Source organism: Psychroserpens sp. S379A, assembly GCF_049800755.1.
In the GTDB taxonomy this organism is placed as follows: domain Bacteria; phylum Bacteroidota; class Bacteroidia; order Flavobacteriales; family Flavobacteriaceae; genus Psychroserpens.
The window spans coordinates 767393-788696 of the sequence record NZ_JBNAFQ010000001.1 but is presented as its reverse complement, the minus strand read 5'-3'; the positions used below and the strand labels follow the sequence as shown (position 1 = coordinate 788696).

The window sequence follows — 21304 nt, the reverse complement described above, 5'->3', positions numbered from 1 at the left end:
TACGTTTTCAACAAAAATACTATTTTTCATAGTTTATTTATGAGAATTTGACAATAAAAAATAAGAGGTTTGCAAGCGTTAATAATTCAAGACGATTTCGCTTTCAGTATAAAAATGTTTGAATTATTTTTACCTAGTAAACTCAACTACTTTTGAAAGACACATTTAAACACCAAGGACTTCGTCAACAGTTGGTAGACACCTTAAAAGCTAAAGGTATTAAAGATGATAATGTACTAAAAGCTATAGGAACCATACCTAGACACTTATTTATGGATTCTAGTTTTCTAGATCATGCGTATCAAGATAAAGCGTTTCCAATTGCAGCAGATCAAACCATTTCGCAACCCTATACTGTGGCTTTTCAGAGTGAATTACTTCAGGTAAAAAAGGATGATAAAGTTTTAGAAATCGGAACAGGAAGTGGCTACCAAACTGCAGTTTTATGTGTGTTAGGCGCCAAAGTGTTTAGTATTGAACGACAACATGAACTGTATAAAAAAACAAGTAAGTTTTTGCCAAAATTAGGTTATCGCGCTAAAAAACTCATTTTTGGAGATGGTTATATTGGTTTAGAAGATGAAGCGCCTTTTGATAGCATTATTGTTACTGCTGGAGCGCCTTTTGTTCCGAAGCCTTTATTGAGTCAGTTAAAAATAGGAGGTCGTTTGGTGATTCCTGTAGGTGACGCTGTTCAGATTATGACTTTATTTATTAGAAAAGGTCCTAAGGAGTTTGAACAACATGAGTTTGGTGAATTTAGATTTGTACCTTTATTAGAAGATAAAAATTAAATGATGAAAAAAATTACAGCCTTATTTGTGTTTTTGGTTCAAGTTGTTGGTGCTCAGAATTATACAGAATATGCTACTGGAAGTACTGTAGATGTGACTACAAATCACGAATTTGGAATTTGTATGATGGGAGGCGCAAGTGAAAATGACAATGCAATGATTTGGTTTTTAAATAGAGCTGATGGAGGAGATGTAGTGGTTTTAAGAGCTTCTGGAAGTGATGGTTACAACGATTATTTTTATTCAGATTTGGGTGTGACTATAAATTCTGTGACCACGTTTGTCATTCAAAATGAAGCTGGAGCTACAGATCCTTACGTGCTTCAAAAAGTGGCAAATGCAGAAGCTATTTGGTTTGCTGGAGGAGATCAGTTTGATTATGTGAGCTTTTTTAAAGATAATGCGATGGAAGACACACTCAATGCTTTTATCAATACAAAACAAGGTGTCATTGGAGGCACAAGTGCAGGGATGGCCATTTTAGGAAGTGCTTATTTTTCGGCTGAAAATGGAACTGTAACGAATGCACAAGCTTTATCAAATCCGTATCACAACCGAATGACTTTAGGTTATAATGATTTTTTAGAAATTCCGTTTTTAGAACATGTCATTACAGATTCACATTATGATGATCCAGACCGAAGCGCACGTCATGCGACTTTTTTAGCACGCTATGCAACCGATAATAATACACGTGCTTTTGGAATTGCTTGTAACGAATATACAGCAGTTTGTATTAACGAATTAGGTCGAGCTTATGTTTATGGCGAATATCCTGATTATCCTGAGTTTGCTTTCTTTTTGCAATCTAATTGTGTAGATGATTTTTTGCCTGAAACTTGTGTAGAAGGGCAACCATTAACTTGGAATCATTCTGGTGAAGCCATAAAAGTTGCTAAAATACCAGGCTTGTATAGTGCCGAAAATTATATCGATTTAACCGATTGGTCAAATTCTCAAGGAGTGATTTGGGAAGATTGGTCTGTTGTAAACGGAACATTTGCTAATGCAAATTCTACCAATCCTAATTGTGATTTGTTGAGTGTTTCTGAAACTGAAATGATCTTTATGTCAATAAGTCCTAATCCGTTTCAAGATACAATATCAATTGAATCTCAATTACATGATTTTAATGTTATTATTTATGATAGCTTCGGAAAGCAGGTTGCGAAATTTCAAAATCAATTTGAAATAGATACGACAAACCTATCTTCAGGATTGTATTTTTTTAGTGTGTTTTCTGAAGACTTTAAGGAAACATTTAAATTAATCAAGCCATAGTAACTTAGAAAAATTTCAATCCGAATACGATAGCATCACTTACAAATCCGCTTTGATACGAACGTACATAATCTACTCGTAACAAACGCCATTTTCCCCAACCTATATTATCTAAACCAACTGAATATTCTTGATAAGGTTTATGATCTGGAGTAGAGAGCGTATGAGCTCCAACAACCAGATTGAAGTTTAACTTTTTAAGTAAAGGAATACGACTTAAAATATATCCATTAAAGTCATGTTCGGCATGCATTTCTAGATAAGAATCGTTTGTACTTAAATCGTAATACCCTAAATTATTAAACACATTGGTGTAGCTTCCTCTTTGACTAAAATGAGTTTGATTTCCGTTAAAGTGTTGAAAATCTACAAACGAAATATCATCGGCATTAAAGAATTTTCCTGCTCTAAGATTATAACTAAAGCGTCCTTTATTAGCAACATTAAGCGCTTGATATACTCTTGCTTTTACTTGATCAAAGTTATAATCGCTAATGGTTGCACCAAATCCTTTTTCATAACCAAGCAGAAGTGTTGGGTATTTTGCTTTTGGAATGTTGAATTTACTATTAGGATAGCTCAAATATTCTTGTCCGAAATTAATTCGAGCCATCACATTAAACTTAACAATATTATGTGTTTTAAAAGGCGCAACATTATAAGCCGTTTCACTTAACGGATTATTGCTTGTGTAAACATCATCACCTTCAGGGAAAAATACCTGTTCGGTTGTATTGAATAACGCTTTTCGTCGTTCATAACTTAAAAAAGTTTGTAATCTAAATCCGTTAAACAATTCTTTAGAGTAACTTGCTTGCACAAAACTACGATCGTATAGTTTCATATAGTTATCTTCAAAAAACAAACTACTAATTGTATTTTCTAACCTCGAAATAGGATTTGTAGCATTAAATTGTGTGGCTTGAATTCCACCAGAAAGCGTAAGTATTGGTTTACTAATATCATTAAACTTGTATGTTGTAGATAATGTGCCTCTTAAGCGATCGTCACTAAATCCGTAATTAATATTACCATTAACACTCAAGTAACGATTGTAGTCTTCGTCGTAGGCTTTAGTATAAAATCCATTTACATTCCCATTCCAGCCTTGTACAGTATTAAAGCTAATCGCTTCAATAGGAGAGGAGATGCCTGCATTCCAATTTTTATAAGAGTTATTGTAAGTATATCCACCTAAAATATCTCCAATTTTAAATTTGTTATTTACCTTATCAACAGAGTCTTTATAAACTTTAGAGCTTTTAACAATTTGAATACTGTCTTTCTTGATGTAATCTGTAATTTCTTCTTCAGTTAAAGGAACAGGTCTTAAGGTTTCCCAAAATATTGCATCTTTTTTGTTAGCTTCATCAGCAAAGGAAACGATTTCTTTTCCAAAGTCTTTACGAGTTAGACTTGGATTGATGATATAATTGCTATACACAGACGTATAACGACCATCACCTTTAATTCCAAATAAACCATATTCAAAATCTATACTTTGTGACATTTTAGTCCAAAGTTTATTTTGTTCAGAATATGAATGATTTTGAGTAATTGTAATGTTATCTGCAGCAGGAATTCGTGCTTGAATACCAGTAATACTTAATTCTGAAGCATAGATGGTCCATTGGTCTTCTACAATATAGATATAGCCTTCAAAAACCGGATCATTTTTACGTCTAGGTGTGACTTTAATTTTATTGATTAAATGTGCTTTGTCATCATAAAAAACACCTTCTAATTTGTAACGATAATATCCAAAGGCATTATTGGCAATTGGAGAAATAATTTGATTGCCAAGTTCTATCGTATTGTTGTATAAATTAAACTCAACATTAATGGCATTGTTAAAACTAAACCCATTATCGTTACCACTTACCTTTGAAGCTACAATTTTTTCTTTTAGCTTATTAGGTCTTAAAAATTCTAATTTCGAAATGGTTTCAGAAAGGTAAATCACTCCACTTCGTGTAGAATCTAATCCACCTCCAAGATCACCAATCTCTTGTCCGAGAAGTTTTTCAGGAGCATCTTTTATTCTAATCAAACCACGAGAATAATAATCGGCTTTATAGCTTTGAATCTTTTCGAGGTTTTCCTTTCGTTTGGCAATCGCTTGTCTTATAATATGGTTTGCAGGATTATCTTCGGCATTTACAACAACTTCATCTAGAGATATTTCTTCGTCAACTAAAACGGCATTAAGACTAAATGGAAAAGCCTCAATGGTTACTGTTTTTTTAACTGTTTTGTAGCCTAAAAACTGAAATACAACAGTATAGGTGTTTGGTTTAGAAATATTAAGTTCATAATTTCCATCTTCATTACTCGTTGTGCCTTTATAGGTGTTTTCGATAAAAATATTTACAAAGGCTAATGGTTTGTTTTTAGTATCTGTAACCGTTCCAGTAATTTGTGAAAATGATGTGATAGTACAAAGTAATGTAAGAATAGAGAGTAGAGTTGTCTTCATATAAATGGTTTGATGGTCTTTATTACTATAGACGCACTTTTTGATAAAAAGGTTGCCTATTAAAAGTTAAACATAGACATTTATTAAGAGGTCTTCTGTTAAACAATCTTAAATAAAACGTTTAAAATTGTTAAATATTTTCGTACAAATACGATGCCAAAGCAAAGGAGGTTATTTATAGATTTTTTTAATGCGATCTAAGTTTCGCTTATTATCACGATCTTTAATAGTATCACGTTTGTCGTACAACTTTTTACCTTTTCCTAAAGCAATTTCTAGCTTAGCTAAACCTTTTTCATTTATAAAAAGGCGTAATGGAATGATGGCATTTCCTTTTATATTAACTTCTTTTTCAAGCTTTTTAAGTTCACGTTTATTGAGTAATAATTTACGTTCTGCTTTAGGTTTATGATTGTAATAATTACCGTAAATATATTCTTGAATGGTCATATTAATTACAAACAATTCACCTCTGTCACTAAATTCGCAAAAGCTTTCAGCAATTGAAGCTTTACTATCTCTTATGGATTTAATTTCGGTTCCAGTTAAGACAATACCAGCAGTGTACGTATCAAGAATTTCGTACTCAAACTTAGCCTTTTTGTTCTTTATGTTTACTGGTTTTTGCATAAGTCACAAAAGTAGTTTTTAAAGTTAAAAGTAAAAAGTTTAAAAGTTATAAGTTTTAGTTTGCTGTAATTGAATGCCTAACTTTACGACTTCTAAAAAAACAAAATATATGAAATACATATTCTTAAGTGTGCTCTTTATTTTTCTTTTGAATTGCAAGCAGAACAAAACAGAACAACTTTCGGCAGAGTTTATTGTTAATAAATCTATTGAAGTGTCTAGAGCTGATAAAGTTGGAATTTCTACAATTGATTTTGATTTTAGAGATAAGCATTACTATGCTAAAAGACACCAAGGAAACTTTCTTTTAATGCGTCTTTTTGCTGAAGCTAACAAGGATTCAATTTATGATATGCTAAGTAATGACGGATTTGTAAGACAGGTTAATAAAGAAAAATTTTTTCTTGAAGATTCTATGAAGGCAAAATATTCGGCTTCAGTGAATTCGGTTCATTATTTTTCGGTGTTGCCTTATGGACTTAATAATGAGGCTGTGATTAAAACGCGTTTGGATGATATTTTGATTAATAATGAAACATATTATACAATTCAGATTACATTTCAGCAAGAAGGAGGAGGAGAAGATTATGAAGATGTGTTTTTGTATTGGATTAATTCTGAAACATTTAAAATCGATTATTTAGCCTATTCATATAATGAAGATGACGGAAAAGGTATGCGTTTTAGAGAAGCTTATAACGAGCGTTATGTCAATGGAATTCGTTTTGTAGATTACAATAATTACAAACCAAATGAAACTTCTGTAACACTTTTAGAGTTACCAAAATTGTTTGAAAAAGGAAGGTTGAAACTCTTATCAAAAATAGAGTTAGAAAACGTATCTGTTAATTGATGTTTAGAATCTGATCAATTTTTTGGTTTTCAGTAACAGTGACAATAAATAAACGACCATTATCATTGTCATCCATAAATTCGTATTTCTGCTCACCTAAAATAGCATTAGCAAACATAGGAGTTGTATTACTATGACCAACAACTAAAACAGTTTTACCTTTGGTTGCTTCAGTAAATTCTTCAAAACTTAGGCTTCTAGGATCATAGGTTTGAATTTCAATCTTTTGAGCCTTAGCTGTTGGAGTAGCAGTTTGCATCGTACGATTGTAATTTGTTGAATATACAGCATCAAACGTTACATGTTTAAATATGTTGCTCCAATTTTCAGCTCTTACTTTACCAGTTTCAGTAAGATTAGGATTTCTATTGCTTTTATCAGATCGATCTTTTTCAGCATGCCTAATTAGGTAATAAACAGTTGTTGAAGACTTAGAATCGTTTTGTGCATTTACTGGCACAATAAAACTTAGCGCAAAAGCTAATATTAAAAAATATTTCATTTTGATATTGTGTATAGGTAAATATATAAAACTCTCTTTAGTAGTTTCTAAAAGCGATGTTAAAGTTGCCTTAAGCTAGTTCTAAAGCAATTTCTATCATGCTTTTAAAAGTGGTCTCACGTTCTTTACTTGTTGTAGATTCTCCTGTAACCAACGAATCAGAAATGGTAAGAATTGCCAACGCCTTAACATTGTGCTTAGCTGCAATAGTATATAATCCTGCAGCTTCCATTTCTACACATAAAACGTCAAATTGTGACCATTTTTTATAGGAATTACTGTCGTCTTCATAAAACTCATCAGAAGACAATACATTACCAGCTTTTATAGGAATGTTCTTTTGTTTAGCAATATTAACTGCATTAATGAATAAATCAAAATTTGCTGTTGGTGCATAATACGCTCCATTAAATCTAGAACTGTTAATTCCAGAATTTGAAGATGCAGCCATAGCCAATACAATATCTCTAAGGTTTACATTTTTTTGATAAGAACCAGCACTTCCAACACGAATTAAGTTTTTAACGCCATATTCTGTGATAAGTTCATTAGCGTAAATTGAAATACTCGGAACTCCCATTCCTGTTCCCATCACAGAAATACGTTTTCCGTTATAGGTTCCTGTGTAACCTAACATGCCTCTAACTTTGTTAAAGCATTTTGGGTTTTCTAAAAATGTTTCTGCAATCCATTTTGCACGTAATGGGTCTCCAGGCAATAAAATAGTTTCAGCGATATCACCTTTTTGGGCTTCAATGTGTACACTCATGTGTCAAAGATAAGTAAATCAAATGATAGATTTTTAAGCTTCAGACATTTGTTCTGAAACAATAGCAACACCTTTTGAAGTGCCAATGCGATCAACACCAACTTCGATATATTTTTTTGCGGTTTCAGAATCACCAATTCCACCAGATGCTTTTATTTTCGCTCTGTTTTTTACTGTCTTTTTCATGATTTTTACGGCAGTAAGTGTAGCTCCACTTTTTGAAAAACCAGTAGACGTCTTTACAAAATCTGCTTTTGCATCCAAACAAATTTCACAGGCTTTAACAATATCGTTTTTAGATAATTCACTTATTTCTATGATGACTTTAAGAGGTGTTTTTCCTATGGCAAGTTTCACATCACTGATATCTTTAAAGACTTCAACATAGTTTTTACTCTTTAAAAAACCAATGTTAATGACCATGTCAATTTCATGAGCACCAGCTTCAATAGCTTGCTTGGCTTCAAAAACTTTAGTTTCGGTAGCAGTTGCTCCTAAAGGAAAACCAACAACAGTACAAATTTTTACAAAAGATCCTTTTAAAAGTTGTTTTGCAAGTGGGATATAACTACTGTTAATGCAAACTGAGAAGAATTTATGTTTTTTTGCTTCATTACAAAGGTCTATAATATCTCGTTCTGTGGCAGTAGCCTTTAATAAGGTATGGTCAATATATTTATTTAACTCCATAGTATTCTATTAGTAGGTATTTAAAATAACTTAATAACGCTTTATGAGCAGAGGGAATGCTTAAACAAAATTTAATTATTGTCTAAAGCTTAGATTGGAATTAATAGCGGTTCAAAGTTAATATTTATATGTTAATACTAATGTTAAATCTTGATTTTTATTGTGTAGTTCATCGAATATTTTTTTTAAAAAAATCTAATTGTTTCATAAAAAGGAAGTTGCCTATCTATAGTTTCAAGCTCATTTTTTGCAAGATTTAATAGATGCTTTTACAGTTAACTTTTTCAGAGTTATAATTTCTAAAATTTTTTAAAGAACATACAATATTTAAGGAGGAAGTCAGGTGTGTAATTTAGTTTAAAAGTCTCATAATCAGGTATGAAAAACACTCTTGGTTTTCATGGTGATGTTTGGGTATTAAATCTGAAAGAATTATAGTTTTCAAACAATGATTTTTGTCAGTATTTAGGGGTACATTGTGCAATATTTTTGCATTAAATATTAAAACATAAGTATTATGAAAAAAGTAGTTTTTAGTGCAATTTTAGCTTGTTTATGCGTGTTTAGTATTCAAGCGCAAGATGAAGAAACAACCAATGATGATTTTAGTAAATGGCAAGCGCGTTTTAGAATCATTTCAGTAATTCCATCTGTAGATGATGATATTGAAGGAGCTGATGTAGATATTGCTACTGCATTTGTTCCAGAATTCGATTTCACCTATTTTTTTAATAGAAATTTAGCTGCCGAGTTAATATTAGCAACAACTAAGCATGATGTTGAAATTGAAGATGGAGCAGATCTAGGTCACGTTTGGTTATTACCACCAACGCTTAATTTACAGTATCATTTTTATGCAGATGATTTTAAGCCTTATGTTGGAGCTGGGATTAATTATACTATGTTTTATGGTGTAGATGAAGGAGATTTTGAAGATATCGATTATGAAAATGCGATAGGCTTTTCTTTACAAGCAGGTTTAGATTATAATTTAAATGAAAAATGGTTTTTAAACTTAGATATTAAAAAGATGTTTCTTAAAACAGATGTCACTGTAGATACAGGTTCTGGGGAACTTGAAGCTGAAGTAGACATCAATCCTCTAGTTGTTGGTTTAGGTGTTGGTATGAAGTTTTAGTTTCTAGATAAAAATAATCATAAAAAAAACGAGCTTAAACAAGCTCGTTTTTTTTATGATTAGCTTAAAGTTTTTACTCTGTAGTTAATTCATCAAGCTACTCTAATTGTATTTTGTTTAAAGTCTTTTTAGACCTTAAACGTGAAATTCTTTGTTCGAAATTAGTTTCATCTATTGGATTTAAAATTGATTTAAATAAAGACATAAATTTCTCATGATGAATTTCTTTTTGTTGTTTTAATAAATTAAAGTGCGTGAAACCACTCCAAATGACAGATTTTAGCTTAGATTTATCTTCATTATACATTCGCATTTCTACTTTTAAGTTGCTATTGTCAAAATCAATTAATTGAGATTCAATAACAACTTTTTCCATTAATAGAGCAGGTTTCATGTATGCAATTTTATTACTGTTTGACACCCAACTCACGCCTTTGTTTTGAGCCATTTTGTAAATGTCAATATTGTATTGTTTTATTAGTTGATCTTCACGATGGTTCATAAAGTAGTTAATATAGCTTGCATTATTTAAATGGTTAAAAGGATCACAATCTTGAAATCTAATTGTTGCATTGCTGGTTACTGTTTTTAATAATTTCATTTTTATAGTATTTTAAAATATACCAATTGGTATATTTTTGGTTAAAAAAATTAAGCTTTCATTTCGTTGGTTATCATTTGGTCAACTTGATTCATGGTTTCTTTCATGTAATAATTATCGTTCATAGTGTAGGTCATAAATACAGCACCTTGAATTAATGTATCTATTCGCTTTGCGTATTGCATGGCATTTATTTCTGAAGAGATTTCACCTAATTCAATTCCACGTTCAATAATTGAAGCCACTTGATCTTGAATTTTTTCTATTATAATTCTAACATTTTCTAACAAAAGACTGTTTTGATTGTTTGCATCGACTCCTATATTTAAGACAGGACAACCACCTAATTTCAAACTAAAATCATAATAGTTGCGATAAAAATCTGAAATAAGGTATAACTTTTTAATAGGAGAATCGCTAACTGAAATATGGTCAGAAATTTTTTGCATCATTTGCTTTACATTAAACTTAAAAGCAGAGATCGACAACGATTCTTTATTTTTGAAATGACCATATATAGCTCCTTTTGTTAAACCAGTAGCTTTTGTTATATCGCTCATACTAGTTGCCGCATAACCATTTTTATTAAAAATTGGTGCTACAGTTTGTAAAATATGAAGTTTTGTATGTTCTGCTTTAGTTAGCATAACACAAATATAACAAAATATACCAATTGGTATATTTTGAAGTGCTTAAAAATATATTTAATGATTAAAATAATAATTGTCTGAATTAAAATTGAAGTGATTTCAACTGTATTGATACAATATTTTGCATTAATCCCTAAATCATATATATTGCATAATATTAAACAATATACATTATGAAAAAAATACTACTTTGTACACTTATAATTTGTTTTTGTGTTTTTAATGTAAATGCTCAAGATGAAGAAAACACTTCACCTAAAGGAGAGAATACTTATAAAAAAGCGCCAAATAAATGGCAGCTTCGAGTTAGAGCAATAGCTGTAGCTCCTGAGCCATATTTCTATGATACAATTGATGGTTTTGATTTAGATATTTCAACTGCATTTGCACCAGAAGTGGATATCACGTATTTTTTGAGTAAAAATATTGCATTAGAGTTAATGCTATCAACATCTAAACACGATTTAGAGATTGAAGATGGTACAGATTTAGGTAGTGTTTCTATTTTGCCACCAACGCTTAGCTTACAATATCATTTCTATTATAAAAATTTTAAACCTTACCTTGGAGCAGGTTTAAACTATACACTTTTTTATGGTGAAGATTCTGGTGATTTAGAAGATATCGAATATAAAAATCAAGTTGGTTATGCTTTACAAGCTGGACTTGATTACAATATAAGTGACAAATGGTTTATAAATTTAGACTTTAAGAAAATGTTTTTGAAAACTGAAATCACTCCAGATAATGATTCTAATAGTTCAGTAGAAGCTAATTTAGATCCGCTGTTTTTAGGATTTGGAGTAGGAATGAAGTTCTAAAAAATGAATTTAAGATATTTTTGAAGCCACTTTTTAGTGGCTTTTTTTTATGAATTTCTATAAAGAAAAACAACGCTCATTTTAAATATAAAACTCACGTTGTTTTTCAACTAACCAACCACTTAAAAGACTGTTATTTTAAAGTTTTGTTACACTAGATATTAAATTTCTTCTGCAACAAAACTAGCTTCATTTCTAAACACCAACTTATCATCAAATTCATCAAGAAGTATGATGCTATCTGTTGTGATTTTTCCAGATAATATTTCTTTACTTAATGCGTTGAGTACTTCTTTTTGAATGACTCGTTTTACTGGTCTTGCTCCATATTCTGGATGATAACCTTGTTCCGATAAATATGCTTTAGCTTCAGGTGTAGCATCAAAGGTAATGCCTTGTTTTGCAATCATTTTTTGAACACCTTTTAATTGTAAGCCAACAATATCCTTAATGTTTTCCTTTGTTAAAGGTGAAAACATAATTGTATCATCAATTCGATTTAAAAATTCTGGTCTTACACTTTGTTTTAGTAATCCTAAAACTTCTATTTTGGCAGCTTCCATTGCAGAATCAATATCTTTGGTCGCCTCAAAGCGTTCTTGTATAATATGGCTTCCTATGTTAGAAGTCATAATAATGATGGTGTTTTTAAAATCGGCTACACGACCTTTATTATCTGTTAATCGTCCTTCATCTAGTACTTGAAGAAGAATATTAAAGGTATCTGGATGTGCTTTTTCAATTTCATCTAGTAGTACTACAGAATATGGCTTTCGTCTAACCGCTTCAGTAAGTTGTCCGCCTTCATCATAACCAACATATCCTGGAGGAGCACCAACTAATCGACTCACACTATGACGTTCTTGATATTCACTCATATCTATTCTAGTCATAGCATTTTCATCATCAAATAAATATTCGGCTAGAGCTTTTGCCAATTCGGTTTTGCCAACACCTGTGGTTCCTAAAAACAAGAAGGTGCCAACAGGTTTTTGCGGATTTTGTAAACCTGCTCTCGAACGTCTTACAGCATCGCTAACTGCTGTTATAGCTTCTTCTTGGCCAACGACACGTTTATGTAGCTCGTCTTCTAGTTTTAAGAGTTTATCACGCTCGCTTTGTAGCATCTTGGTTACAGGAATACCAGTCCATTTGGCCACCACTTCTGCAATATCATCATAGGTTACTTCTTCTTTGATAAGTGCATTATCTTGTTGATTTGCTAATATGGCTTGCTGAGTTTCAAGTGTTTCTTGAGCTTCTTTAATTTTTCCGTAGCGAATTTCTGCTACTTTTCCATAATTACCTTCACGTTCGGCTTTTTCAGCTTCAAGTTTGTAGGCTTCAATGTTAGATTTGGTCGTTTGAATATTATCAACAATTTCTTTTTCACTTTTCCATTTCGCATTCAACTCATTGCGTTCTTCTTTAAGGTTTGCTAGATCTGCACGCAACGATTTTAATTTTGCTTCATCTTTTTCTCGTTTAATCGCTTCAATTTCAATTTCTAGTTGCATGATTTTTCGATCTAGAACATCTAATTCTTCAGGTTTAGAATTGATTTCCATACGCAATTTAGAAGCTGCTTCATCCATTAAATCAATAGCTTTATCTGGAAGAAAACGATTGGTGATATAGCGTTCGGACAATTCTACAGCACCAATAATAGCTTCATCCTTTATACGAACTTTATGATGTGTTTCGTAGTTGCCTTTAATTCCTCGTAAGATAGAAATGGCACTTTCGGTATCTGGCTCATCTACCATTACTTTTTGAAAACGTCTTTCTAGAGCTTTATCCTTTTCAAAATATTTTTGATATTCATCTAAAGTTGTAGCTCCAATAGCACGTAATTCACCACGAGCTAATGCAGGTTTTAAAATATTGGCTGCATCCATAGCGCCTTGTCCACCTCCAGCACCAACCAAAGTGTGAATTTCATCAATAAATAAGACAATATCACCTTCGCTAGTTGTTACTTCTTTAATGACAGCTTTTAGGCGTTCTTCAAATTCGCCTTTAAATTTTGCACCAGCAATCAATGCTCCCATATCTAAAGCATAGATTTGTTTGTTTATTAAGTTCTCTGGAATATCACCATCAATAATACGATGTGCTAAACCTTCAGCAATAGCAGTTTTACCAGTTCCAGGTTCACCAACTAAAATCGGATTGTTTTTGGTACGACGTGATAAAATTTGAAGAATACGTCTAATTTCTTCATCACGACCAATGACTGGATCTAGCTTTCCATCTTTTGCCAATTGATTTAAGTTTTTTGCATATTTATTGAGCGAATTATAAGTGTCTTCTTGACTTTGAGACGTCACGCGATCACCTTTTCGCAATTCTTCGATGGCACTTTTTAACCCTTTTTCTGTAATGCCTTGATCTTTGAGCATTTGAGCAATTTTGCTTTTGGATTTGAAAATGGAAAGAATGAGATGTTCAATAGATACATACTCATCGTTCATTGATTTTGCAATAATTGAAGCTTCATTGAGTGTTTTGCTCGCTTCTCTAGAAATCATTAAATCTGCTCCTGAAACTTTTGAAAAGCTTTCAATCTGTTTGTCTAATGCAATTTTGAGTATGTCAATATTAACATTCAGCTTTTTAAGGATGAATGGCAATACATTTTCATCAACTTCAAAAATGGCCTTAAAAATGTGTTCATTTTCAATTTGTTGATGTCCCAAACTTTGAGCAAGTTGTTGTGCTTGCTGAATGGCTTCTTGCGATTTTATGGTATAATTATTAAAGTTCATATATGTTTATTTGTTATTCTTAATTCTCGATACAATTTTTTTCAAAAATTACTCGAAGTAACTAATTGTTTATTTTTGTTTTCTATTTGTAATGGTCAATAATCTTACCAATCAGAAATCATAGAAAATAAACGACAAAATGACTGGTTTTATTGAAGCTAATGTGACGTTTCGACAGGTTGTAAGATTTTAATTGATTTGCGACTGATGTATAAATTTAAATTATGGGATTTTTAAAACATATATTTGGTTCATCTGAACCCAAAGAAGAAAAAGTATTGCCTTGGCAAGCTTTAACTAATACTGCTCAATTAAATGAAATTGTTAAGCGTTCGGAAACTAAAACGCAAGTCATTTTTAAACATTCTACACGTTGTGGAATAAGTAGTATGGTAATGAACCAGTTTGTGAGCATGTATGATATTGATGCTAATATGGATTTGTATTATCTTGATTTATTAAGTTATCGAGATGTGTCAAATGAAGTAGGCTATAAGTTTCAAGTCATGCACCAATCACCTCAATTACTTGTTATAAAGAAAGGAGTAACAGTTGCTCATGCATCTCATGGAGCAGTAAATGAGGTGGATTTGAGCACATTTGTTTAGTACCTTATTCCTTAGATATGGATAAGTCTTTGTTAGAAATGGAGTGATTTTTTAACTATAATTCATTGAATTTTGTGGTGTAACAAAACACAATATAAAATGAATAAAAAAATAGCAGTTATTTCAGGAGCGAGCAGAGGTTTGGGTAAGGATATGGCCTTGAATCTTGCGAAAGATGGTGTTGATATCATGTTCACGTACCATAAAAATGAATTAAAAGCAAAAGAAGTTATTACATCTATTGAGGCAATAGGGCAACGTGCGAAAGCATTTCAATATGATGCTAATAATCCTAAATCTTCAAAAGATCTCATACAGAATATTGAAGCATATTTGAAAGATACTTACGGAACTCCAAAATTTGATTTCTTGATTAATAATGCAGGTACAGGAGTGTTTAATTTAATACCAGATACAGCCGAAGAGCAATTTGACAATATGATGAATATTCATCTGAAGAGTTCCTATTTTCTTACGCAAGCTGCGCTTCCGTATATAAATGAAGGAGGAAGAATCATAAATATTTCCAGTGGATTGACTCGTTTTAGTCTACCAGGAATGTCAGCTTATGCTATGATGAAAGGTGGTATTGAAGTGTTTACAAGATATCTAGCAAAAGAACTTGGATCAAGAAAAATAACAGCAAATGTGGTTGCTCCTGGTGCTATTGCTACAGATTTTGCCAATGGAAGTAATAAAGATCCACAAAAGGCAGATCTAATCTCTAGTATAACCGCTTTAGGTCGTGTAGGGAAAGCAGAAGATATTGGAGGTATTGTAGCATTTTTATGTTCAGATCGTGCAGGATGGATTAATGGTCAGCGTATTGAAGTGTCTGGAGGTATGTTAGTGTAGTTTAAAATCAGTTTTATATTTTTAGATAATGAAAACGATCAAACATTTTAAAAAAGTAAGTGATTATCATCATTTTGCGAATCTAACTCCTCCTGAACATCCACTTATTAGTTTAATAGATTACGCTGAGGTTAATTATCCAGAAAATATTCATGATATAAAATGGACACAAGATTATTATACCATTGCTTTAAAACGCAATGTGCCTCATAAACTTTTTTATGGTCAAAATGAATATGACTTCGACGAAGGTGTTATGGTTTTTATTTCACCTAAGCAAGTAATGAGTATGGGTGACAATCCGAATGTGAATGGTAATCCGTCTGGTTTTTTATTGTTAATACATCCAGATTTTTTATGGAATTCTGAACTTTCAAAGCGAATATCTCAATGTGAATTTTTTGGTTACAGTATTAATGAAGCCTTGTTTTTATCTTCAAAGGAAGAACTTCAGATGTTGGATATATTAAAAAAAATACAAGAGGAATATCATTCAAATATTGATAAGTTTAGCGAGAAGATAATCATTTCCCATTTAGAAGTACTGATAAACTATTCTGAACGTTTTTATAGCCGACAATTCATAACAAGAAAACAAATGAATCATCAGGTTTTAAATAAGTTAGAAGTGTATTTACATGCATATTTTAAAAATGACGATTTGATTGATAAAGGATTGCCTACAGTAGCAGGAGTAAGTGAAGCTTTAAACTTGTCTCCTAACTATTTAAGCGGATTACTCAAATCACTGACAGGGCGTAGTACACAACAACATATTCATGAGAAGTTAATTGTGAAAGCTAAAGAACAATTATCTACAACTGAGCTTTCAATTAGTGAAATCGCTTATAAATTAGGCTTTGAAAGATCAACATCGTTTTCAAAGTTATTTAAAAATAAAACAGAACTATCTCCTCTAGAGTTTAGAAAGACATTTAATTAAAAACTCCCAAACATTGTCTGGGAGTTTTTATTATGTTAAGTTGATTCTTAGGCTCTATTCTTTTACAACTTTCACAGTTTTTTCAGTTTTATTGGAAGATAAGGTTACGAAATAAACTCCGTTAGTGATATTACTTAGTCCTATATGCGCAGTTGTATTTTTTATGTCTTTATATAAGATTTGCTGACCAAGAATAGAAGTAACTGTAATATTATCTATTATAGTATTATTTTCAATAACAAGATTATTTTTTGTTGGAATAGGATATATTTTCAAACCTTCAAATGTGAAATCTGTGACACTCAATTCTTCTTCAACAAATTCAGTTAGCCATGTATTGGTTATAATAGCAGGATTGAAATCGAAATAAATTTCCGCAGTATTAGGTATAATATCACCTATGGCATAATCTGGAAATGGTTTTATTTTGAACGTCAAAAAGCCATGACCAATAAGTGAATTGTCATCTTCTGAAGGCGGTAAATCAATTCCGAAGAAATTCCATTCTAATTGCTTTCCAATACGTTCTAACGTATATGCATGACTTGCATCAACCATTTTTAATGTGGATTCATCAAGTTGTTCGTCAAGCAAATCCTCAATTCTCACATTGATTGCATTTGCTGTTCCAGTATTTTCGAAGCGGATGGTATAGGTTAAGTAATCATCTGTAGTAAATTCAGAATGGACTATCTCTGGACCATGTCGTTCTGTAATATCATTAGGATCGTAAGAACCAACTATCGTTTGAGTGAGACTCGACGAATTATTTGAAGGAACAATATCTCCAGGTAATACCTCAATATCTACTGAATTGTTTACCAATTGTCCGAGACTAACAGTTGGAAGTGTTGGCACATACATTTTCACCCAAAGATGACGTGTTTGGAAGGGTTGCAAATTGCTAAAGCTATAAGTAAAACCAGTGGCTGTTGTAGTATAAGCTGCAGGATTAAAACCATACCAATTTGAGACATTGTAAACATTGTCAAGATTTACAGCGTTATCCATTGTAAAATCTATGGTTCCTGAACTGACTACTTCTGTGGAGTTATTTGTAAATGTTATGTAATTCCAGTAATGAAAACCAGGAATAGGAGGTCTCCATGAGGCTGCAATATCAATTGATAAATCATCATAAGGTGTAGCTGTAATTGGAAAGTCGTATGTGGTAATCTCAGATCCTGTTGGAACGGTCACATTAGAATAACTGGCTGAACTCGTAACTGCCGAAGCATAATCACTATCTACTACATAGCTTAAATCATAAGTAGTGCTTGGATTTGATTCATATAAGTAGTGTGGAGATACATATAAATGACGAATGACACCATCATTATTAACCTCATATTCAAATTCACCTAACTGAAAATTGGGCTCACCACTTTCTTGTATTCCATTAGCATTACTGTCAACAAAAGCATTTAGTTTTAAGCCATCAGATTGCTGTAACTGATAGCTTTGACTTTCATCATATAGATAATCAATGACTTCGTTTCCATAATAAGTTCCAAAAAAATATGCGCCTTCTAAATCTCCTCCGTAGTAACCAAAATTAATGTCCTCTTGTGTAATAGCGTGTAATGCTGTAAAGGTTGTATCATCTGTAATTCCTGGTGCTAAACTAGCAAGTGGACCTCCAACAATGTCTATATTTTGGAAAGACACATCTGCATCAATATCTGTAATGGTTTGATTTCCATTGTTGGTTATTGAGAATTCAAATTCAACTGTATCACCAGCACTTGTGAATCCATCACCATTGAAATCAACATAAGTTGCTGTATAGCTAGCTTCTAAAGGAGATTCAACTCTAATAATTAAATAGGCAGTATCGCAACTTGTTGGATTGGCAGACTCACAAATTTCGTATTGTATATTATAATAACCAATCGGTATATTAGCAGGAACAGTAAGTATACCTGTTGGACTTAAGGTTGCGCCAATAGTATTATTGCCAAGAAGTGTAATATTTAAATCACTCGCATTGACTGGCAAGCCTTCAAAAGTATCATTATCTAATACTTGAAAAGTTGTTCCCACTTCTAATATTGAGATAATGTCGTCTGGCTGTGCATTAATAGCATAGTTGTCAAGTATAAAAGCCTCTTCGGTAACGCTCGAATTATATGTATTTCCTGAGGTTACTTGCGCAGTAATAAAGAAGTTTTCATCATCTTCGTCTAATTCGTCTAGAATCGTTGAATAGAACAAATCATCATAAGAGCTATGATATTGACCAGCAGGAATTGTAGTTGTAATTGTTGATGTTGTATAGTCTGAATTGTCGGCTGTTCCATTAGTTGTTGTTATCGAAATGTCTGTATCGATAGGGCTTGGATGAGTCAATGCTAAATAAAATTTTATTGGATATCCTTCTTCTGCAGCTAAACTATCTATAGAACCTGTAGGACTATTATCATTAAAGTAACTCGATAGTTTGAAATCAGGTAAACCATCATTATCTATAATAGTAACAGTTCCAGTTACCATTGTATTTGCAGTATTGCCAGATATAACTGTAGCAGTTATGTTTATAGTTTCTTCAGGTTCATCTAAGACATCATCTGTAATAGGTATGATGAAATATGTATTTCTATCACCTGCACTTATCGTTTTAGTTTGAGAAATTGAGGTAAAATCGGTATCTCCAGCTGTTCCATTCGATGTATTGAATTGGATGTTTATATCTGAATTAAATTCCCGATCCAAACTCACAGATACATAACTACTATTGTTTCCACTGCCTTCATAAGTAGTATATTCATAAAAAGGGAGTAAAGTAGGAGGTGTATCATTATCAATTATTGTTACAGTAATCGTAACATTTGCGTTTGTGGTATTTCCTGTGGTAATATTACCTGAAATGGTATAGGTTTCATCAGCTTCTGTGAGCGTGTCATCTAGTGTGCTGATAATAATATTTCCTGAATTTTGTCCAGCTGGAATTGTAACTGTAGTCGATGTGTCATTATAATCTGAAGCACCAGCTGTACCTGAAGATGTAGAAAAAACTATGGATACATCTGAACTAAAATAATTACTTAAAGTAACAGGATATGAGAAAGCTTGACCTTCAACTATTGAAGGAGTATCGTAAAAATTTACAGTTGGAGTTGCGTCATTATCCCAAAGTGTTATTGATCGTATGATTTCAGAATTGAGAGTATTACTAGACGTTACTGTAGCTTCTATAGTAAAATACTCATTCAATTCTACGGTTGAGTCATTCGTTGTTGGAATCGAGAGCACATTGCTACTTAGCTGACCAGCAGGAATTGTTACAGTTGTATTAATTGGTACATAATCACTGGCATCTGCAGTATTTGCAATTGTTGATACATCAACAATAACATCTGTTGTGGCTGCACTATACATACTAACGGTAAAATCATAAGAGTTTCCTTCAATAACAGAATATCCAAATCCACCATTTGTAATATAAACTGTTGGGTCTTGAGCATGAGATAATAAATAGGATAGTAGGATACAGGAAAATAAAATAATTTTTTTCATAGCTGAATGATTAAGTTATTTAATAGATACATGCAATCGTAAATGGTTGCGTAAAAATTAGAATAATATTTTTCTTACATCTAAATGTATCTAGAGAATAAATTTGCTTTAAGATACAAATATTGAAATGTTTATAAAAAAAACTCCCACATTTCGGTAAGCTCAATGATCATAGTGGGAGTTTTTACTTTATCCTTGTCTAAATAGATATGAATTTAGTACATCTTTAAATCTTAGTTTTAGGTCTTCACCAGTATCATAAACCATTTGAGCATCTGTTGGAAAATATAAAGGTCTGCTTCTTATAAGCTCACGATCTCTTTGCTTAAGCGCTCTTTTATCACCTCTAAATGTAGCATAAGTATGTTCAAAAATGAACTCACTATCTATTGGAAATATATCTATAGTTTGATTTGTTTTCAAATTAGTATAAACCACATTTGCCATAACATGAGTTGATTTAAATTGGTGTGTTTCAAAATAACGAGCACGAACGTTTATGATTTTATCAATTTTAATTTTGTTCCCTAAACTGTCTAAGACAAAATTTCCATTGCGATCTTTTTTAAATTCCTTGCCATCAATAATTTGACGTTCTCTTAATTTCTGAATTGTGTTCACTTGTTCAGGAGATACATTAATTTGTTTGAGCTGAAGTTGTAACCCAAAATCGTAATCAATATTGCTTACTACATCAGAATGATAAACCGTCCAAAATTGATCTAATCCATAGGTGTTAAAATTTAGTAAATCGACTTCTAATTGCTGAGGTATGATTTGATGTGTTTGATTTTCAATAGACACGCTTACATAATCAGTTCCTTTTTCATGAGCTTCTGTTAATAGATGCCTTGTTTCTTCAAAATTTGGATTGATACGTTCTATGTAGCTAAAGATTTCATATGCTTTTCTAGCATCATATTTATTTTCAGAATCTAAAAGCGCAATGCCTTCATCAATTAAATAATCAGATGTTTTATATCTATATTCAACAATTTCAGATGAATAATCATTGAATTTTAAATCTAAATTCTTTCCATTGATTTGTAATGGTAATACACGTTTAATTGCATTTTGTCTTTCATCAAGATCAACATACATTTCATAAATAGCTTTGTATTGCTCTGGATTACCATCTTTTTTAAGATGTTCAATGTCTAGTAAATCTTCTTCCAAAACTTTGTAGTAAGCCTCTTCAAGCATTACGATGTAATCTTGTTTTCGCTTTTTGTCTTTGTTGTTTTCGAGTTTGCGAAGTGCATTAGCAATAGCTAAGTCATAATTACCATGACTTATGGCGCTTTCAATTTGTTTTCTTCCGCTACACGATGTTAGTACCAGAAGAAGTGCTACTGTAGAGAGTAATAATTTCTTCATAATTCTGGATTTTAATGATTGTTTCTAATTAG

18 protein-coding genes are annotated in these 21304 nt (G+C 31.9%); 8 read left to right on the top strand and 10 right to left on the bottom strand.

Annotation, left to right across the window (positions count from 1 at the left end):
• The first annotated feature begins 152 nt into the window (after positions 1 to 152).
• Both ACP15M_RS03540 and ACP15M_RS03535 read left to right on the top strand, forming a co-directional pair.
• A complete protein-coding gene (locus ACP15M_RS03540) occupies positions 153 to 794 on the top strand; it encodes a protein-L-isoaspartate(D-aspartate) O-methyltransferase (protein ID WP_425075794.1) in 642 nt (213 codons plus the stop codon).
• Positions 795 to 2075, top strand: a complete 1281-nt coding sequence (locus ACP15M_RS03535; protein WP_425075793.1) for a T9SS type A sorting domain-containing protein — start codon at positions 795 to 797, stop codon at positions 2073 to 2075. It begins immediately after the preceding gene.
• A gap of 4 nt (positions 2076 to 2079) precedes the next feature.
• Here ACP15M_RS03535 and ACP15M_RS03530 read toward each other — a convergent pair whose 3' ends face one another.
• Entirely contained in the window at positions 2080 to 4551 is a 2472-nt protein-coding gene (locus ACP15M_RS03530; RefSeq protein WP_425075792.1) for a DUF5686 and carboxypeptidase regulatory-like domain-containing protein, read from the bottom strand.
• Between the two features lie 171 nt (positions 4552 to 4722).
• Entirely contained in the window at positions 4723 to 5181 is a 459-nt protein-coding gene (smpB, locus tag ACP15M_RS03525; protein WP_425075791.1) for an SsrA-binding protein SmpB, read from the bottom strand.
• A 109-nt stretch (positions 5182 to 5290) separates the two neighbouring features.
• On the opposite strand from smpB, the gene ACP15M_RS03520 reads away from it, so the two are divergent.
• Positions 5291 to 6034, top strand: a complete 744-nt coding sequence (locus ACP15M_RS03520; protein ID WP_425075790.1) for a DUF6503 family protein — start codon at positions 5291 to 5293, stop codon at positions 6032 to 6034.
• Here the strand turns inward: ACP15M_RS03520 and ACP15M_RS03515 are convergent.
• From ACP15M_RS03515 to deoC, 3 genes are all read right to left on the bottom strand, one after another.
• Entirely contained in the window at positions 6027 to 6536 is a 510-nt protein-coding gene (locus ACP15M_RS03515) for a phosphoglycerate mutase family protein (protein ID WP_425075789.1), read from the bottom strand. The genes ACP15M_RS03520 and ACP15M_RS03515 overlap by 8 nt on opposite strands.
• Positions 6537 to 6606: 70 nt before the next feature.
• On the bottom strand, positions 6607 to 7305 hold the full coding sequence (gene deoD / locus ACP15M_RS03510; RefSeq protein WP_425075788.1) for a purine-nucleoside phosphorylase: 699 nt from the start codon (positions 7303 to 7305) through the stop codon (positions 6607 to 6609).
• Between the two features lie 33 nt (positions 7306 to 7338).
• Positions 7339 to 7995, bottom strand: a complete 657-nt coding sequence (deoC, locus tag ACP15M_RS03505) for a deoxyribose-phosphate aldolase (protein ID WP_425075787.1) — start codon at positions 7993 to 7995, stop codon at positions 7339 to 7341.
• 517 nt (positions 7996 to 8512) lie between these two features.
• On the opposite strand from deoC, the gene ACP15M_RS03500 reads away from it, so the two are divergent.
• Positions 8513 to 9133 (top strand): OmpW/AlkL family protein, encoded by a 621-nt coding sequence (locus ACP15M_RS03500; RefSeq protein WP_425075786.1) that lies wholly within the window; start codon positions 8513 to 8515, stop codon positions 9131 to 9133.
• A gap of 97 nt (positions 9134 to 9230) precedes the next feature.
• On the opposite strand, the gene ACP15M_RS03495 is transcribed toward ACP15M_RS03500, so the two are convergent.
• Together ACP15M_RS03495 and ACP15M_RS03490 are read right to left on the bottom strand one after the other, a co-directional pair.
• Entirely contained in the window at positions 9231 to 9734 is a 504-nt protein-coding gene (locus ACP15M_RS03495) for an acyl-CoA thioesterase (protein ID WP_425075785.1), read from the bottom strand.
• Between the two features lie 50 nt (positions 9735 to 9784).
• Entirely contained in the window at positions 9785 to 10381 is a 597-nt protein-coding gene (locus ACP15M_RS03490; protein ID WP_425075784.1) for a TetR/AcrR family transcriptional regulator, read from the bottom strand.
• Between the two features lie 176 nt (positions 10382 to 10557).
• On the opposite strand from ACP15M_RS03490, the gene ACP15M_RS03485 reads away from it, so the two are divergent.
• Positions 10558 to 11205: an OmpW/AlkL family protein gene (locus ACP15M_RS03485; RefSeq protein ID WP_425075783.1), complete on the top strand. Its 648-nt coding sequence runs from the start codon at positions 10558 to 10560 to the stop codon at positions 11203 to 11205.
• A 161-nt stretch (positions 11206 to 11366) separates the two neighbouring features.
• Here ACP15M_RS03485 and clpB read toward each other — a convergent pair whose 3' ends face one another.
• On the bottom strand, positions 11367 to 13973 hold the full coding sequence (clpB, locus tag ACP15M_RS03480) for an ATP-dependent chaperone ClpB (RefSeq protein WP_425075782.1): 2607 nt from the start codon (positions 13971 to 13973) through the stop codon (positions 11367 to 11369).
• Positions 13974 to 14197: 224 nt separating this feature from the next.
• On the opposite strand from clpB, the gene ytxJ reads away from it, so the two are divergent.
• From ytxJ to ACP15M_RS03465, 3 genes are all read left to right on the top strand, one after another.
• Positions 14198 to 14581, top strand: coding sequence for a bacillithiol system redox-active protein YtxJ (gene ytxJ / locus ACP15M_RS03475; RefSeq protein WP_425075781.1), 384 nt, complete (start codon positions 14198 to 14200; stop codon positions 14579 to 14581).
• A 99-nt stretch (positions 14582 to 14680) separates the two neighbouring features.
• On the top strand, positions 14681 to 15436 hold the full coding sequence (locus ACP15M_RS03470; protein WP_425075780.1) for an SDR family NAD(P)-dependent oxidoreductase: 756 nt from the start codon (positions 14681 to 14683) through the stop codon (positions 15434 to 15436).
• A gap of 28 nt (positions 15437 to 15464) precedes the next feature.
• Positions 15465 to 16379 (top strand): helix-turn-helix domain-containing protein, encoded by a 915-nt coding sequence (locus tag ACP15M_RS03465; protein ID WP_425075779.1) that lies wholly within the window; start codon positions 15465 to 15467, stop codon positions 16377 to 16379.
• Positions 16380 to 16433: 54 nt separating this feature from the next.
• On the opposite strand, the gene ACP15M_RS03460 is transcribed toward ACP15M_RS03465, so the two are convergent.
• Entirely contained in the window at positions 16434 to 19895 is a 3462-nt protein-coding gene (locus ACP15M_RS03460; RefSeq protein WP_425075778.1) for a DUF7619 domain-containing protein, read from the bottom strand.
• Between the two features lie 189 nt (positions 19896 to 20084).
• Positions 20085 to 21272, bottom strand: coding sequence for a hypothetical protein (locus ACP15M_RS03455; RefSeq protein WP_425075777.1), 1188 nt, complete (start codon positions 21270 to 21272; stop codon positions 20085 to 20087).
• Positions 21273 to 21304 lie beyond the last annotated feature (32 nt).

Bases quoted from the DNA above. Each gene is read 5' to 3' on its own strand.
- ACP15M_RS03535 (WP_425075793.1), top strand. From the start codon at position 795: ATGATGAAAAAAATTACAGCCTTATTTGTGTTTTTGGTTCAAGTTGTT.
- ACP15M_RS03530 (WP_425075792.1), bottom strand. From the start codon at position 4,551: ATGAAGACAACTCTACTCTCTATTCTTACATTACTTTGTACTATCACA.
- smpB (WP_425075791.1), bottom strand. From the start codon at position 5,181: ATGCAAAAACCAGTAAACATAAAGAACAAAAAGGCTAAGTTTGAGTAC.
- ACP15M_RS03520 (WP_425075790.1), top strand. From the start codon at position 5,291: ATGAAATACATATTCTTAAGTGTGCTCTTTATTTTTCTTTTGAATTGC.
- ACP15M_RS03515 (WP_425075789.1), bottom strand. From the start codon at position 6,536: ATGAAATATTTTTTAATATTAGCTTTTGCGCTAAGTTTTATTGTGCCA.
- deoD (WP_425075788.1), bottom strand. From the start codon at position 7,305: ATGAGTGTACACATTGAAGCCCAAAAAGGTGATATCGCTGAAACTATT.
- deoC (WP_425075787.1), bottom strand. From the start codon at position 7,995: ATGGAGTTAAATAAATATATTGACCATACCTTATTAAAGGCTACTGCC.
- ACP15M_RS03500 (WP_425075786.1), top strand. From the start codon at position 8,513: ATGAAAAAAGTAGTTTTTAGTGCAATTTTAGCTTGTTTATGCGTGTTT.
- ACP15M_RS03495 (WP_425075785.1), bottom strand. From the start codon at position 9,734: ATGAAATTATTAAAAACAGTAACCAGCAATGCAACAATTAGATTTCAA.
- ACP15M_RS03490 (WP_425075784.1), bottom strand. From the start codon at position 10,381: ATGCTAACTAAAGCAGAACATACAAAACTTCATATTTTACAAACTGTA.
- ACP15M_RS03485 (WP_425075783.1), top strand. From the start codon at position 10,558: ATGAAAAAAATACTACTTTGTACACTTATAATTTGTTTTTGTGTTTTT.
- clpB (WP_425075782.1), bottom strand. From the start codon at position 13,973: ATGAACTTTAATAATTATACCATAAAATCGCAAGAAGCCATTCAGCAA.
- ytxJ (WP_425075781.1), top strand. From the start codon at position 14,198: ATGGGATTTTTAAAACATATATTTGGTTCATCTGAACCCAAAGAAGAA.
- ACP15M_RS03470 (WP_425075780.1), top strand. From the start codon at position 14,681: ATGAATAAAAAAATAGCAGTTATTTCAGGAGCGAGCAGAGGTTTGGGT.
- ACP15M_RS03465 (WP_425075779.1), top strand. From the start codon at position 15,465: ATGAAAACGATCAAACATTTTAAAAAAGTAAGTGATTATCATCATTTT.
- ACP15M_RS03460 (WP_425075778.1), bottom strand. From the start codon at position 19,895: ATGAAAAAAATTATTTTATTTTCCTGTATCCTACTATCCTATTTATTA.
- ACP15M_RS03455 (WP_425075777.1), bottom strand. From the start codon at position 21,272: ATGAAGAAATTATTACTCTCTACAGTAGCACTTCTTCTGGTACTAACA.